At 55.7% G+C, this 13,612-nt stretch carries 12 protein-coding genes; 3 read left to right on the top strand and 9 right to left on the bottom strand.

Annotated elements, in window-relative coordinates:
* Window positions 1–26 precede the first annotated feature (26 nt).
* Genes C5F52_RS20520 through scpA form a run of 5 tightly spaced genes read right to left on the bottom strand, consistent with a single transcriptional unit; the run spans window position 27 to window position 7,343 of the window.
* Window positions 27–518: a VOC family protein gene (locus tag C5F52_RS20520; RefSeq protein ID WP_104800224.1), complete on the bottom strand. Its 492-nt coding sequence runs from the start codon at window positions 516–518 to the stop codon at window positions 27–29.
* Window positions 519–2,567: an acetyl/propionyl/methylcrotonyl-CoA carboxylase subunit alpha gene (locus C5F52_RS20515; protein ID WP_104800223.1), complete on the bottom strand. Its 2,049-nt coding sequence runs from the start codon at window positions 2,565–2,567 to the stop codon at window positions 519–521.
* A 20-nt stretch (window positions 2,568–2,587) separates the two neighbouring features.
* Window positions 2,588–4,120, bottom strand: a complete 1,533-nt coding sequence (locus C5F52_RS20510) for an acyl-CoA carboxylase subunit beta (protein ID WP_104800222.1) — start codon at window positions 4,118–4,120, stop codon at window positions 2,588–2,590.
* 35 nt (window positions 4,121–4,155) lie between these two features.
* On the bottom strand, window positions 4,156–5,169 hold the full coding sequence (gene meaB / locus C5F52_RS20505; protein ID WP_104800221.1) for a methylmalonyl Co-A mutase-associated GTPase MeaB: 1,014 nt from the start codon (window positions 5,167–5,169) through the stop codon (window positions 4,156–4,158).
* Window positions 5,166–7,343: a methylmalonyl-CoA mutase gene (gene scpA, locus C5F52_RS20500; RefSeq protein ID WP_104800220.1), complete on the bottom strand. Its 2,178-nt coding sequence runs from the start codon at window positions 7,341–7,343 to the stop codon at window positions 5,166–5,168. The genes meaB and scpA overlap by 4 nt, the downstream gene beginning before the upstream one ends.
* A gap of 133 nt (window positions 7,344–7,476) precedes the next feature.
* On the opposite strand from scpA, the gene C5F52_RS20495 reads away from it, so the two are divergent.
* A complete protein-coding gene (locus tag C5F52_RS20495) occupies window positions 7,477–8,112 on the top strand; it encodes a GntR family transcriptional regulator (protein WP_104800219.1) in 636 nt (211 codons plus the stop codon).
* Between the two features lie 12 nt (window positions 8,113–8,124).
* On the opposite strand, the gene dusA is transcribed toward C5F52_RS20495, so the two are convergent.
* Window positions 8,125–9,135, bottom strand: coding sequence for a tRNA dihydrouridine(20/20a) synthase DusA (gene dusA / locus C5F52_RS20490; RefSeq protein ID WP_104800218.1), 1,011 nt, complete (start codon window positions 9,133–9,135; stop codon window positions 8,125–8,127).
* An 81-nt stretch (window positions 9,136–9,216) separates the two neighbouring features.
* On the opposite strand from dusA, the gene C5F52_RS20485 reads away from it, so the two are divergent.
* Complete coding sequence (locus C5F52_RS20485) at window positions 9,217–9,639, top strand: NfeD family protein (protein WP_104800217.1); 423 nt, start codon at window positions 9,217–9,219, stop codon at window positions 9,637–9,639.
* Between the two features lie 11 nt (window positions 9,640–9,650).
* Complete coding sequence (locus C5F52_RS20480) at window positions 9,651–10,568, top strand: SPFH domain-containing protein (protein WP_104800216.1); 918 nt, start codon at window positions 9,651–9,653, stop codon at window positions 10,566–10,568.
* Here C5F52_RS20480 and C5F52_RS20475 read toward each other — a convergent pair.
* Genes C5F52_RS20475 through C5F52_RS20465 form a run of 3 tightly spaced genes read right to left on the bottom strand, consistent with a single transcriptional unit; the run spans window position 10,565 to window position 13,487 of the window.
* Window positions 10,565–11,878 carry an aspartate aminotransferase family protein gene (locus C5F52_RS20475; RefSeq protein WP_104800215.1) on the bottom strand — a complete coding sequence of 438 codons (1,314 nt, stop codon included), beginning with the start codon at window positions 11,876–11,878 and terminating at the stop codon, window positions 10,565–10,567. The two genes, C5F52_RS20480 and C5F52_RS20475, sit on opposite strands and share 4 nt — an antisense overlap.
* A complete protein-coding gene (locus C5F52_RS20470; RefSeq protein ID WP_104800214.1) occupies window positions 11,875–12,777 on the bottom strand; it encodes an NAD(P)-dependent oxidoreductase in 903 nt (300 codons plus the stop codon). The genes C5F52_RS20475 and C5F52_RS20470 overlap by 4 nt, the downstream gene beginning before the upstream one ends.
* Entirely contained in the window at window positions 12,774–13,487 is a 714-nt protein-coding gene (locus C5F52_RS20465; RefSeq protein WP_104800213.1) for a class I SAM-dependent methyltransferase, read from the bottom strand. The genes C5F52_RS20470 and C5F52_RS20465 overlap by 4 nt, the downstream gene beginning before the upstream one ends.
* Window positions 13,488–13,612: the final 125 nt, after the last annotated feature.

The following is a 13,612-nucleotide window of genomic DNA, read 5'->3' as shown; positions in this document are numbered from 1 at the left end:
CAATCACGGCTTTTTGTTGCCAAAGTTTAAGCGTGCGAAGCCGCCAAAGCTGCAAAAGCCTTCACCACTTCAGCTGGTGCTTGCACCAACTCAATCAAAACGCCTTCGCCACCGATGGGGAACTCATCGTTCGCCTTGGGGTGCATGAAGGTGATGTCAAAGCCAGCAGCGCCCTTGCGGATGCCGCCGGGTGCAAAGCGCACACCTTGCGCCGTGAGCCATTCCACAGCCACGGGCAGATCATCGATCCACAAGCCAATGTGGTTCAACGGCGTGGCGTGCACCGCAGGCTTTTTCTCGATGTCCATGGGCTGCATCAAATCGACTTCGACCTTGAAGGGGCCGACGCCAATGGCGCAGATGTCTTCGTCCACATTCTCGCGTTCGCTTTGAAACGTACCCGTGACTTCTAGGCCAAACATGTCAACCCACAGCTTCTTCAAGCGGCCCTTGTCAGGGCCGCCAATGGCGATTTGTTGAATGCCGAGAACTTTGAATGGGCGGCTTGCGGCGCTCATTTATTCGAACTCCACAATCATCTGGTCCACAGTCAATGATTCGCCCTTCGCGGCCACCACTTTTTTGACCACGCCGTCTGCGGCTGCAAACAACACGTTTTCCATCTTCATCGCTTCAATGACAGCCACGCGCTCGCCCGCTTGCACTTTTTGGCCAGGTGTCACAGACACTTCGACCAACAAGCCAGGCATAGGCGACAACACGTACTTACTCAAGTCTGGTGGCGCCTTGAATGGCATGAGTTTGTGCAACTCGGCCATGCGTGGCGACATCACCAAAGCTTCGATGCGTGTGCCGTTGTGCTGCACTTGCAAAGCCAATGGGTTTTTCAAAGTGCCGCGCTCAACTTGCGCTGTGAAAGGCTTGCCGTTGCAAGTGCCTTCGATGCGGATGTCGTTCAAACGTGACTTGCTTTCGATCGCGTAGGTTTTGCCAGCGATGGTGATTTGCGCCACACCGGGTTTGCCGATGAACTCATCCACATGCACCGACACGTAGCGGTTGTCGCCGCCTTGGCCCAATTCGACCACAGCATAGTCTTGACCAACTTGCACGTCGTAGCCAGGCAACTGACCGCTCAAACCCGCAGCGCGTTCGCGTGATTTGCGACGCACAAACGCAGCCAAGGCAGCCAAGAAATCGTGATCTTCGTGCGGCACGTCTTCAGCGCGGAAGCCGTGGGCGTATTGCTCAGCAATGAAGCCCGTGTTGAAGTCACCCGAGACAAACTTGGGGTGCGCCAACAAAGCCGCTTGGAATGGGATGTTCGAGCTGATGCCGCGAATCACAAAGCCGTTCAGGGCTTCGCGCATTTTGGCGATGGCGTCGTTGCGGTCTTTGCCGTGCACGATGAGTTTGGCGATCATCGAGTCATAGAACATCGGAATCTCGCCACCGTCTTGCACACCGGTGTCCACGCGCACGCCGAGCAAGTCAGCGGTGTTGCCTTGGAACATGGTTTGTTTTGGCGTTTGGAAACGCACCAAACGGCCAGTGGAAGGCAAGAAGTTGCGGAATGGGTCTTCGGCGTTGATACGGCACTCAATAGCCCAACCGTTGCGTTTGACATCGGCTTGCGTCAAGGTGAGTTTCTCGCCTGCTGCCACGCGAATCATTTGCTCGACCAAGTCGAGGCCTGTGATGGCTTCGGTCACAGGGTGTTCCACCTGCAAACGTGTGTTCATCTCGAGGAAGTAGAAGCTTTGGTCTTTGCCGACCACAAACTCCACCGTACCTGCGGATTGGTATTTCACCGCCTTGGCCAACTGCACGGCTTGCTCGCCCATGGCTTTACGCGTGGCTTCGCTGATGAAGGGTGATGGCGCTTCTTCAATCACTTTTTGGTGACGGCGTTGAATCGAGCACTCGCGCTCGTTCAAGAACACCACGTTGCCGTGGCTGTCGCCCAGCACTTGGATTTCGATGTGACGCGGCTCTTCGACAAACTTCTCGATGAACACGCGGTCATCGCCAAAGCTGTTGCGCGCTTCGTTGCGGCAAGAGGTGAAACCTTCAAAGGCTTCTTTGTCGTTGAACGCCACGCGCAAGCCTTTACCACCGCCACCAGCCGAAGCTTTGATCATGACGGGGTAGCCAATGCCTTGGGCAATCTTCACAGCTTCTTCAGCGGTGTCGATGGCGTCGTTGTAGCCAGGAATGCAGTTCACGCCCGCAGCGCCAGCCAGTTTCTTGGATTCAATCTTGTCGCCCATGGCGGAGATTGAGAAGTGGCGTGGGCCGATGAAGGCAATGCCTTCGTCTTCGCAGCGCTTAGAGAACTCGGCGTTCTCACTCAAGAAGCCGTAGCCAGGATGAATGGCTTGTGCGCCCGTTGCTTTTGCAGCCGCGATGATTTTGTCAGCCACGAGGTAAGACTCGCGCGAGGCCGCAGGGCCAATCAACACAGCTTCATCAGCCAGTTGCACGTGACGTGCTTCTTTGTCAGCTTCAGAGTAAACGGCCACGGTTTTGATGCCCATCTTGTGAGCGGTGGCGATGACGCGGCAAGCGATTTCGCCACGGTTTGCAATCAGAATTTTTGTAAACATGTTCTTCTTCTCCTAGCGGCTTAGAGCGGAATGTTGCCGTGCTTGCGCCATGGGTTTTCGATCTTCTTGTCTTTCAACATCACCAGCGAGCGGCAGATGCGCTTGCGTGTTTCGTGCGGTTGAATCACGTCGTCGATGAAGCCGCGTGCGCCAGCCACGAAGGGGTTGGCAAAGCGGGCTTTGTATTCGGCTTCGCGGGCAGCCAGTTTTTCTGGATCGTTTTTGTCTTCGCGGAAGATGATTTCCACCGCACCCTTGGCACCCATCACTGCGATTTCGGCGTTAGGCCAAGCAAAGTTCACGTCGCCGCGCAAGTGCTTAGAGGCCATCACGTCATACGCACCGCCGTAGGCTTTGCGTGTGATGACGGTGATTTTTGGCACCGTGCACTCGGCATACGCGTACAGCAACTTGGCGCCGTGCTTGATGATGCCGCCGTACTCTTGTGAGGTACCGGGCATGAAGCCGGGCACGTCCACAAAGGTGATGACGGGAATGTTGAACGCATCGCAGAAGCGAACAAAACGTGCGGCCTTGATCGAGCTCTTGATGTCCAAGCAACCAGCCAACACCAAAGGTTGGTTGGCCACGATGCCGACGGTTTGGCCTTCCATGCGGGCAAAGCCGATCAGGATGTTTTTGGCGTAGTCGGGTTGCAGCTCAAAGAAGTCGCCGTCATCCACAGTTTTGAGGATGAGCTCTTTCATGTCGTAGGCTTTGTTGGGGTTCTCAGGCACCAAAGTATCCAAGCTCATGTCCATGCGGCTCGATGGATCACCGCTGACGCGCACAGGTGCTTTTTCTTTGTTGTTGAGTGGCAGGTAGTTGTAGAGGCGACGCAGCATGAGCAAGGCTTCCACGTCGTTCTCAAAAGCCATGTCAGCCACGCCGCTCTTGGTGGTGTGTGTCAGAGCGCCACCCAATTCTTCGGCTGTCACTTCTTCGTGGGTCACAGTCTTGACCACATCAGGACCGGTCACAAACATGTAGGACGTGTCTTTGACCATGAAGATGAAGTCGGTCAAGGCGGGTGAATACACCGCACCACCCGCTGATGGGCCCATGATCATGCTGATCTGTGGCACCACACCGCTGGCCATGACGTTGCGTTGGAACACGTCGGCGTAGCCGCCCAATGCGGCGACACCTTCTTGAATACGCGCACCGCCCGAATCGTTCAAACCAATCACAGGTGCACCGACCTTCATGGCTTGGTCCATGATCTTGCAGATTTTTTCAGCGTGTGTTTCAGACAAAGAGCCACCCAACACAGTGAAGTCTTGGCTGAACACAAACACCAAACGGCCGTTGATCATGCCGTAGCCAGTGACTACGCCGTCACCTGGAATTTTGTCGTCGCCCATGCCGAAGTCGGTGCAACGGTGTTCAACGAACATGTCCCACTCTTCGAAGGTGCCTTCGTCCAACAACACTTCGATGCGCTCGCGTGCTGTGAGTTTGCCTTTGGCGTGCTGTGCGTCAATGCGCTTTTGGCCGCCACCTAAGCGAGCCGCAGCGCGCTTTTGTTCCAGTTGTTCGATGATGTCTTGCATGGTTGCTCTTTCTTTACTCCAGGAAGATTTTCAAATTAACCCTGCGCTTGATAAGCGCTGAGCAGTTGACGGGAAGCCGTCGAGGCGGCCAGCTGGCCCGCCGCGACTTGTTGACTCAATTGGGGCAGCAACGTTTGCACACGCGGCTGCGCTCTAAAGTTTTGTTTCAAGCCAGCATCGATGCGTTCCCACATCCATGACAGGGCTTGGTTTTGGCGGCGCTCAGAGAAGCGGCCGTTTTGTTTTTGAATGGTTTGAAACTCACCCACCGCTGCCCAAAATACATCCACGCCTTGGCCCAGTAACGCGCTGAGTTGCACCACCTTGGGGTGCCACACCTCGATGTTGCGGTGCGCGTGGCCAGAGCCACCGTGCATGCCCAACAACTGCAAAGCGCTGGTGATTTGCAGCTCGGCGCGCGTGGCTGCGATGGCGTCGATGTCTGCTTTGTTGATGACCACCAAATCGGCAATCTCCATCACGCCTTTTTTGATGGCTTGCAAATCGTCGCCTGCATTGGGCAACTGCAGCAACACGAACATGTCGGTCATGTTGGCCACAGCGGTTTCGCTTTGGCCCACACCCACGGTTTCCACAATCACCACGTCGTAACCTGCGGCTTCGCAGACCAACATCGACTCACGCGTTTTTTCGGCCACACCACCCAAGGTGCCACTCGATGGGCTGGGTCGAATGTAGGCTTGGTCGTGCACACTCAAAAACTCCATGCGGGTCTTGTCACCCAAAATAGAGCCGCCAGATACTGTCGACGATGGGTCAATGGTCAACACCGCCACACGGTGGCCTTGACCAATCAAATACAAACCCAGGGCTTCGATGAACGTGGACTTGCCCACACCCGGCACACCACTGATGCCCAGTCGAAACGACTTGCCCGTGTGCGGCAACATAGCCGTGAGTAACTCATCCGCCAATACACGATGGTCCGTGCGCGTGGACTCCAGCAAGGTGATTGCTTTGGCCATCGCACGGCGTTGCACGGGCGAGTTGCCCTGCAACAGTCCATCGAGCAACTGAGCAGGTGTCACCCAATGGCCTTTTTGATTTGCTCCAACACGTCTTTGGCGCTGGCTGGAATAGGAGTGCCTGGGCCGTAAATGCCTTTGACACCCGCTTCGTACAAGAAGTCGTAGTCTTGACGTGGAATCACGCCGCCCACGAACACGATGATGTCGTCAGCGCCTTGCTTCTGCAACTCAGCAATGATGGCGGGCACCAAGGTTTTGTGGCCAGCAGCGAGTGTTGACACACCTACGGCGTGCACGTCGTTTTCAATGGCTTGGCGAGCGCACTCTTCAGGTGTTTGGAACAAGGGGCCCATGTCCACGTCGTAGCCGAGGTCAGCAAACGCGGTGGCTACCACTTTGGCACCACGGTCGTGGCCGTCTTGGCCCAACTTAGAAATCATCACGCGAGGACGACGTCCATGATCTTCGGCAAACGCTGCGATGTCGGCCTTGAGGGCGTTCCAATATTCCATGGTGTCTCCCACGTTTTCGCCGTCGTCATAGGCAGCGGCGTAAACGCCGGTCACCTTTTGTGTGTCGGCGCGGTGGCGGCCGAACACTTTTTCGAGGGCATCACTCACCTCGCCCACCGTGGCGCGCAGGCGAATGGCCTTGATGGACAAGTCGAGCAAGTTGCCTTCGCCAGTTTCAGCTGATTGCGTCAACGCGGCCAATGCGGCTTCCACCTTGGCAGTGTCACGTGTTGCTTTGATTTTTTGCAAACGCTCAATCTGACCGTCGCGCACGCGGACGTTGTCAATCGACAGGGTTTCGATCGGATCTTCTTTGGCGAGTTTGTATTTGTTCACGCCCACGATGACGTCTTTGCCAGAGTCGATGCGCGCTTGCTTTTCAGCGGCGGCAGCTTCGATCTTCAACTTAGCCCAGCCGCTGTCCACGGCTTTGGTCATGCCGCCCATGGCTTCGACTTCTTCGATGATGGCCCAGGCTTTGTCGGCCATTTCTTGGGTGAGTGACTCCATCATGTATGAGCCGGCCCATGGGTCGATCACGTTGGTGATGTGGGTCTCTTCTTGAATGATGAGCTGTGTGTTGCGGGCAATGCGTGACGAAAACTCTGTCGGCAAAGCAATCGCTTCGTCAAACGAGTTGGTGTGCAGTGACTGTGTGCCACCAAACACCGCAGCCATCGCTTCGATGGTGGTACGCACCACGTTGTTGTAGGGGTCTTGCTCGGTGAGCGACCAACCAGAAGTTTGGCTGTGCGTGCGCAGCATCAAGCTCTTTGGGTTCTTGGCGTCAAAGCCCTTCATGATGCGGCACCACAGCAAACGGGCGGCGCGCATCTTGGCAATTTCCAAATAGAAGTTCATGCCCACCGCCCAGAAGAACGACAAGCGGCCCGCAAAGGCGTCCACATCCAAGCCTGATGCAATGGCGGTTTTCACATACTCTTTGCCGTCGGCCAAGGTGAAAGCCAATTCCAAGGCTTGGTTGGCACCGGCCTCTTGCATGTGGTAACCCGAAATCGAGATCGAGTTGAACTTGGGCATGTGCTTGGCGGTGTAGCCAATGATGTCGCCAATGATCTTCATCGAAGGCTCTGGCGGGTAGATGTAGGTGTTGCGCACCATGAACTCTTTCAGAATGTCGTTCTGAATCGTGCCAGACAGCAACTCTTGGCTCACGCCCTGCTCTTCGGCGGCCACCACGTAGCCAGCCAGCACAGGCAGCACCGCGCCGTTCATGGTCATAGAGACCGACACTTTGTCCAACGGAATTTCGTTGAACAAGATCTTCATGTCTTCCACCGAGTCAATCGCCACACCGGCCTTGCCCACGTCGCCCGTCACACGGGGATGGTCAGAGTCGTAGCCACGGTGGGTGGCCAAGTCAAACGCGACCGACACGCCTTGACCACCGGCGGCCAAAGCCTTGCGGTAGAACGCGTTGGATTCTTCTGCGGTGGAGAAGCCTGCGTATTGGCGAATCGTCCATGGACGCACCGAGTACATGGTGGCTTGCGGGCCGCGCACATAGGGCTCGAAGCCTGGCAATGTGTTGGCGTAAGGGAGGTTTTGGGTGTCTTCAGCGGTGTACAACGGCTTGACGCTGATACCGTCCAAAGTCTTCCAGTTCAGGGCGTTGACGTCGCCGCCTGGGGCTGATTTAGCAGCGGCTTTGGCCCATGCTTCGAGGTTGGCGGCGTTGAATTCGGTTGGCTTTTGGCTCATGGCAAATCACTCTTGAAAGGGGTGTGCAGCGATCAAAGAAACCCAAGGTTAACCTAGGGTTTTGATCCGTTACAGAATCATATCATTCATAATTATTGATTCAAAATCTTATATCAGCTTACAATTCGAGTCCATGTCCGCCGTCACCCTCACCCCTCGTGCCCTCTACGAAGAAGTCGCTGAACTGCTGCGTCAGCGTATTTTTGCGGCCGAATTAGAGCCCGGCAGCTGGATTGATGAGATGCGCTTGGCCGAGGAATACGGCATCAGCCGCACGCCCATGCGCGAAGCCCTCAAGGTGCTGGCCGCTGAAGGCTTGGTCACCATGAAAGTGCGCCGCGGCGCGTATGTGACCGAGGTCAACGAAAAAGACCAGCGCGATGTGTACCACCTGCTGTCTTTATTAGAGTCAGACGCTGCGGGCGTAGTGGCAACGGAGGCAACAGCCGAACAACTGCAAGACTTACAAGCCCTGCACGCCGAGCTGACCGAGGCGAAGGCAGACCGTGAGAAGTTTTTTGAAGTGAACGAGCGTTTTCATATGCGCTTGCTGGAAATCGCCAACAATCGTTGGCGCGACCAAATGGTGGCTGACTTGCGCAAGGTGATGAAGCTCAACCGCCACAACTCGCTGTTCAAAAGCGGGCGCCTCGAAGAATCGCTCAAAGAGCACCAAGCCATCATGGACGCATTGATGGCACGTGACACAGCACTGACGGTGCAGCGCATGAACGAGCACTTTGCCAACGGCTTAGAGGCCGCCAGCTAAAGCGCCATACTGTCAGTTTGTCTCTGCGGGATGTTCTGCGCCGCGAGCCAAAGCCTCACGGGCAATTTTCAGCACTTCACGCGGTGGCAATGGTTTGAGCTTGTGGTTGCTCCATACCTGACGCCACAAACGCGCACCGCGTTGTCCATGAAATAGACCTAGCATGTGACGTGCAATCGGATACCAAGGACAACCATCTTCGGCGTGCGCACGCTCCATGTAAGCGACCATAGCCTCCTCCACCGCTTCGCGGCTGAGAGTTTCATGCGGGTCGTTGTAAAACTCGGCGTCCCACGTGGTCATGAGCCACGGGCGGTAATAAGCTTCGCGCCCCAACATCACACCATCGACATGCTGCAAATGCTCGGCCATCTGCGCGTTGGTGGTGATGCCGCCGTTGATGGCGATTACCAAGTTGGGAAAATCTTTTTTCAGCTGGTAACCCAACTCGTAGCGCAGCGGCGGAATTTCGCGATTTTCTTTGGGGCTCAAACCATCGAGCCACGCATTGCGTGCATGGACGATGAACACCTTGCAACCGGCATCGCTGACCGTACCCACAAAGTCACGCACAAAGTCGTAGCTCTCGATGCGGTCAATGCCAATGCGGTGCTTAACGGTGACAGGAATGCTCACCACATCCATCATGGCTTTCACGCCATCGGCCACGGTTTTGGGCTCGTTCATCAAACACGCGCCAAATGCGCCGCGCTGCACTCGGTCGGACGGGCAACCGCAGTTGAGGTTGATTTCGTTGTAGCCCCATTGCTCGCCCAACTTCGCACCATGCGCCAAATCAGCCGCGTCGCTGCCACCTAATTGCAAAGCAACAGGATGCTCTTCGGCGTTGAAGCGCAAATGCCGCTGCGTATCGCCATGACGCAGCGCACCGGTGGTGACCATCTCGGTATAGAGCAATGTGTTGCGGCTGAGCAGGCGGTGGAAGTAACGGCAGTGGCGGTCAGTCCAATCCATCATGGGTGCAACTGAGGTGCGCCAAAGCGAGGCATCGGGAAAATTCATGCCCCAATTATCCCGTGCCACTCTTTTCAAATTAGGCACAATGGTGATGTACCTAAAAATATTTAGTTCAAGGTGTGAATGATGGATAACCCAACCCTCTGGTTGATCGTCGCAGGCGTGCTCGTGATGGCCGAACTGCTGACCGGCACGTTTTATTTGCTCATGCTCTCGCTAGGCGCTACTGCCGCTGCGCTGACAGCCTATGCAGACGGCACGCTCACTTGGCAAATCGTCACAGCGGCAGTCGTGGGCGGTGGTGCTGCCGTGCTGTGGCACTTGAAAAAACCACTCAGCAACGACGCACAAGACAGCAATGTGCACCTCGACATTGGCGAGACCGTGACGGTAGATGCGTGGGACACCCAAGGCCACGCCCAAGTCAAACACCGTGGCGCGCAATGGACTGCTGTGTGTGCGGCGAACGCGACACCCGAACCTGGCTTGCACCGCATCAGTGAGATGCAAGGCAACCGCTTGGTGCTGGAAAAAATTCAATCCCTCTGAAAGGTCCATCCATGGAAATCGCTCTCCTCTTTTTGGCCATCGCCGTTTTGTTCATCGTCAAAACGGTCAAGGTCGTGCCTCAGCAAAATGCATGGGTGGTCGAACGTTTGGGCAAGTACCACGCCAGCCTCACACCCGGCTTGAACTTTGTGGTGCCCTTCATTGACAACGTGATTCAAAAGCACAGCCTCAAAGAAATTCCGCTCGATGTGCCCAGTCAGATTTGCATCACGCGCGACAACACGCAGCTACAAGTCGACGGCATTTTGTATTTCCAAGTGACCGACCCACGTTTAGCCAGCTACGGCTCGTCCAACTACATCATGGCGGTGACGCAGCTCGCACAAACCAGCTTGCGCAGCGTGATTGGTAAGTTGGAACTCGACAAGACTTTTGAAGAACGCGACATCATCAACGCGCAAGTGGTGGCAGCCATCGACGAAGCCGCCTTGAACTGGGGCGTGAAGGTACTGCGCTACGAAATCAAAGACCTGACACCGCCCAAAGAAATCTTGCATGCCATGCAATCGCAAATCACAGCAGAGCGTGAAAAGCGTGCGTTGATCGCAGCCTCAGAAGGCCGCCGCCAAGAACAAATCAACATCGCCACGGGTGAACGCGAAGCTTTCATTGCGCGCTCCGAAGGTGAGAAGCAAGCGGCCATCAACAAGGCCCAAGGTGAAGCCGCTTCCATCACCGCAGTGGCTGATGCCACGGCGCAAGCGATTGAACGCATTGCCGCCGCCATTCGCCAACCGGGTGGCGAACAAGCGGTGCAACTCAAAGTGGCAGAGCAAGCGGTGCAGGCATATGCCAAGGTGGCGTCTGACGCCAAGACCACACTCATCGTGCCCAGCAACATGACTGAGGTATCGGGCCTCATTGCCTCGGCCATGCAAATGGTCAGCACAGGCAAGTCGGCGTCTTAATCTTTCGCTGCCAAGGCCACGCGGATGGACTGCGTGGCCACCTCTTCGAGCCAGCCCAAATCCATATGCTGATGCGCTTCGCAAATGAACCACGGCTCGCGTGAGTCAGGTTCGAGCATCACACCACGCGCAATCAATTCCCACGCAAACTTGCGATACAGCTCGCTATTGGTCACGCGCCAATCGCGGTAGTTGGTAGGCACAGTGGCGCTGAAGTGAATGCCAAACATCGCAGGCGGTCCTGCGAAAGCATGCTCTAGGCCTGCCGCAGTGAACACACGGCCCAGCACCGCTTGAATCTGTTCACCCGCATGGTTGATGGTTTGCTGCGCGTGGGTCTCCGCCAAAATTTTGAGCGTGGCGTGTGCCGCACTGAGCGCCACCAAGTTGGCCGTGTACGTGCCGCCATGCACCACACCGCCGGGGTGCGAACCCACCACATCCATCACATGGGCTTTACCGCCAAAGGCTGCCACGGGGTAACCGTTGCCCATGGCTTTGGCGTAGGTGGTGAGGTCAGCGTGAATGCCATACAACTCTTGCGCCCCGCCCTTCGCGACACGAAAACCAGATTTCACTTCGTCAATGATGAGCACCGTGCCGTGCTGTGTGCACAGATCACGCAAACGCTGCAACCATTCTTGGCTGGCCGCTACGCTACCGGCGTTGCCAATGATGGGCTCTATCACCACGCAGGCCAAGGTGTCGCCTTGTGTGGCAAACAAGTTTTCTAAATCTTCAAAGTCGTTGTGGCTGATGATGGTCAACAACTCGCGGCTGCGCTCTGGAATACCGCCGCCAAATGGAATGACCTTCGGTGCTGTTTTGCTGCCTGGCTGCCAATGCTCGATGTCTGACTTCCACATCATCTCGTCGTACAAGCCGTGGAACGAACCTTCCACAATGGCCACGCGATCACGCCGCGTGTAGCCACGTGCGGTGCGCACTGCGCCCATCACCGCCTCTGTGCCCGAGTTGGCAAAACGCATCTTGTCGATGTTGGGGCACATGGCTTTGATTTGCTTGACCACCGTCGTGTCGAGCTCCGTCGAGAAGCCAGACAGCGTGCCTCGCTGTGTGATTTGTTCAATCACCGCGTTGTCGACGCGTTCGTCGCGGTAACCCAAGATGATGGGGCCGTAGCCTAGGCGAAAGTCCACATAGGTTTTGCCGTCCACATCGGTGAGCATGCAGCCTTTGGCGCTGGCGATGAACACCGTGTCTTTTTCACCCCAATAGCGATAGTTCTCAGCCACGCCTTGCGGCATGTGCAAATGGGCTTCGGCTAGCAAACGAGATTGTTGGGTCATGGTCGCAGCATGTGTCCCACACGCTCTTCTAAAAGTTTCACCACATGCAGCTCGGCCGCTTCGGGGCCATAGGTGGCCATGGCTTGTTGAAACAACTGTTGCGCCATGCCTCCCATCGGTAAATCGTAGCCTTGTGATTTGGCAATGCCGTTGATGAGGCCCAAATCTTTGCAGCACAAGGCCAGCGAAAAACTCGGGTCGTAGTGCCCTGCAAAGATGGATGGCACATCGTGCTCTGCCACCCAGCTGTTGCCCGCGCTTGACTTGATCGCTTCCCACACGGTGTGCAGCGGAATGCCAGCTTTGGCACCCAGCATCAAGCCTTCGCCAATCGCGGCGGCACTGACAAACCACAGCAAGTTGGTGAGCAGCTTGATGGTCGCGCCGTTGCCGGGCTCGCCCACATGAAAAATCTTTTCGCCAATGACGTCGAAGATGGGTTTGTGTTTTTCAAAGGTGGCTGGGTCGCCGCCCACAAAAATAGACAAGCGGCCCAAGGCAGCCATGTCCACCGCATTGGTGACGGGTGCTTCTAAAAAGTCGACGCCTTTGCTGTTGGCCAAAGTCACCAACTCGCGCACCAACTCCACCGCACTGGTAGAGGTGTCAATCACTGTGGCACCTGCTTTGACATGCGCCAGCACGCCCTGCTCGCCCAACATCACTTCTCGCACTTGCACAGGGCCAGGCAATGAGGCCATCACCACGTCGGCCTGAGCCGCACCTTCGGCCAAGCTATCTACCCAAGTAGCGCCCAAAGCGATCAGGTTCTCAGCCTTGGCACGCGACACATCAAACACGGTGACGGGGTAACCCGCCTTCACCAAATTGGCGGCCATGGGGTTGCCCATGTTGCCGACACCGATGAAAAACAACTTCGGTTTTGCAGCGCTCATCATGTCACTTTCTTGAACTGCAAAAACAGTTGGTTGGGGTCTTTCTTGGCGACGTATTCAAACCCATACGCACCCATCAAAACTTGCGCTTCGGCAAAGGTGTAAGTGCGGTAGTGCACCGTTTGGTCCATCACTTTGTGGTCACCATCTTTGAGGTAGTAGTGCTTGGTGAAACCAATATCAGTCGGGTCAATTTGCTGCGAATAGGTCATGCCATTTGAAATGGTCGTTTCGTAGTTGTGGTGTGGGCCTTGAATGCCCAACAACAAGGTGCCACCCACCGCAATGTGCTTGGCCAAGTGCTCAAAGCCCAAATGGTTGGCTTGCTCATCCGCGATGTGACTGACCAAGAAAGGTTCTTTGTCGCCGTCAATCACAAAGTACCAAACGCCACCGTAAGAGAACGCCAGTTCATGCTTCTCATTGAGCGACAGCTCGGTGATGTTTTGCTGCGAGAGTGACACCGTTGAAAACGGTGCCAACCGCTTTTGCGCGATGGACAACATGGGGGCCGTCAAGTCAATGCCGGTGATGGGCAGCTTGGGTTGACGCTTGGCCAACTCTTCCAAAATCAAACCTGTGCCGCAACCAATCTCTAGCACATTGCGCTGCGGATGATGTGCCACAAGGCTATCGACAATCTTCGCGTAATCGTAGTAACCCGAGGTCATGATGACATCGTAGTAACCCGCCATGTTCGTGTAATCGCCCATAGTCCTCCGGCAAATTTGCCATATTTATTAATTAATTCGGCGACTTTAACAAAGTGATGTGACGGGTTAGTACCTAAGCCAAATGGCACATAAAAAAAGCCGCAGACGAGTCTGCGGCTTTTCTG

The sequence above is a fragment of the Limnohabitans sp. TS-CS-82 genome (assembly GCF_002943475.1).
The sequence above is the reverse complement of the archived record's forward strand: the minus strand, read 5'-3'. Positions and strand labels throughout refer to the sequence as shown.

Excerpts from the sequence above, each read along its gene's own strand:
- C5F52_RS20520 (WP_104800224.1), bottom strand. The coding sequence starts at position 518 with ATGAGCGCCGCAAGCCGCCCATTCAAAGTTCTCGGCATTCAACAAATC.
- C5F52_RS20515 (WP_104800223.1), bottom strand. The coding sequence starts at position 2,567 with ATGTTTACAAAAATTCTGATTGCAAACCGTGGCGAAATCGCTTGCCGC.
- C5F52_RS20510 (WP_104800222.1), bottom strand. The coding sequence starts at position 4,120 with ATGCAAGACATCATCGAACAACTGGAACAAAAGCGCGCTGCGGCTCGC.
- scpA (WP_104800220.1), bottom strand. The coding sequence starts at position 7,343 with ATGAGCCAAAAGCCAACCGAATTCAACGCCGCCAACCTCGAAGCATGG.
- C5F52_RS20495 (WP_104800219.1), top strand. The coding sequence starts at position 7,477 with ATGTCCGCCGTCACCCTCACCCCTCGTGCCCTCTACGAAGAAGTCGCT.
- dusA (WP_104800218.1), bottom strand. The coding sequence starts at position 9,135 with ATGAATTTTCCCGATGCCTCGCTTTGGCGCACCTCAGTTGCACCCATG.
- C5F52_RS20485 (WP_104800217.1), top strand. The coding sequence starts at position 9,217 with ATGGATAACCCAACCCTCTGGTTGATCGTCGCAGGCGTGCTCGTGATG.
- C5F52_RS20480 (WP_104800216.1), top strand. The coding sequence starts at position 9,651 with ATGGAAATCGCTCTCCTCTTTTTGGCCATCGCCGTTTTGTTCATCGTC.
- C5F52_RS20475 (WP_104800215.1), bottom strand. The coding sequence starts at position 11,878 with ATGACCCAACAATCTCGTTTGCTAGCCGAAGCCCATTTGCACATGCCG.
- C5F52_RS20470 (WP_104800214.1), bottom strand. The coding sequence starts at position 12,777 with ATGATGAGCGCTGCAAAACCGAAGTTGTTTTTCATCGGTGTCGGCAAC.
- C5F52_RS20465 (WP_104800213.1), bottom strand. The coding sequence starts at position 13,487 with ATGGGCGATTACACGAACATGGCGGGTTACTACGATGTCATCATGACC.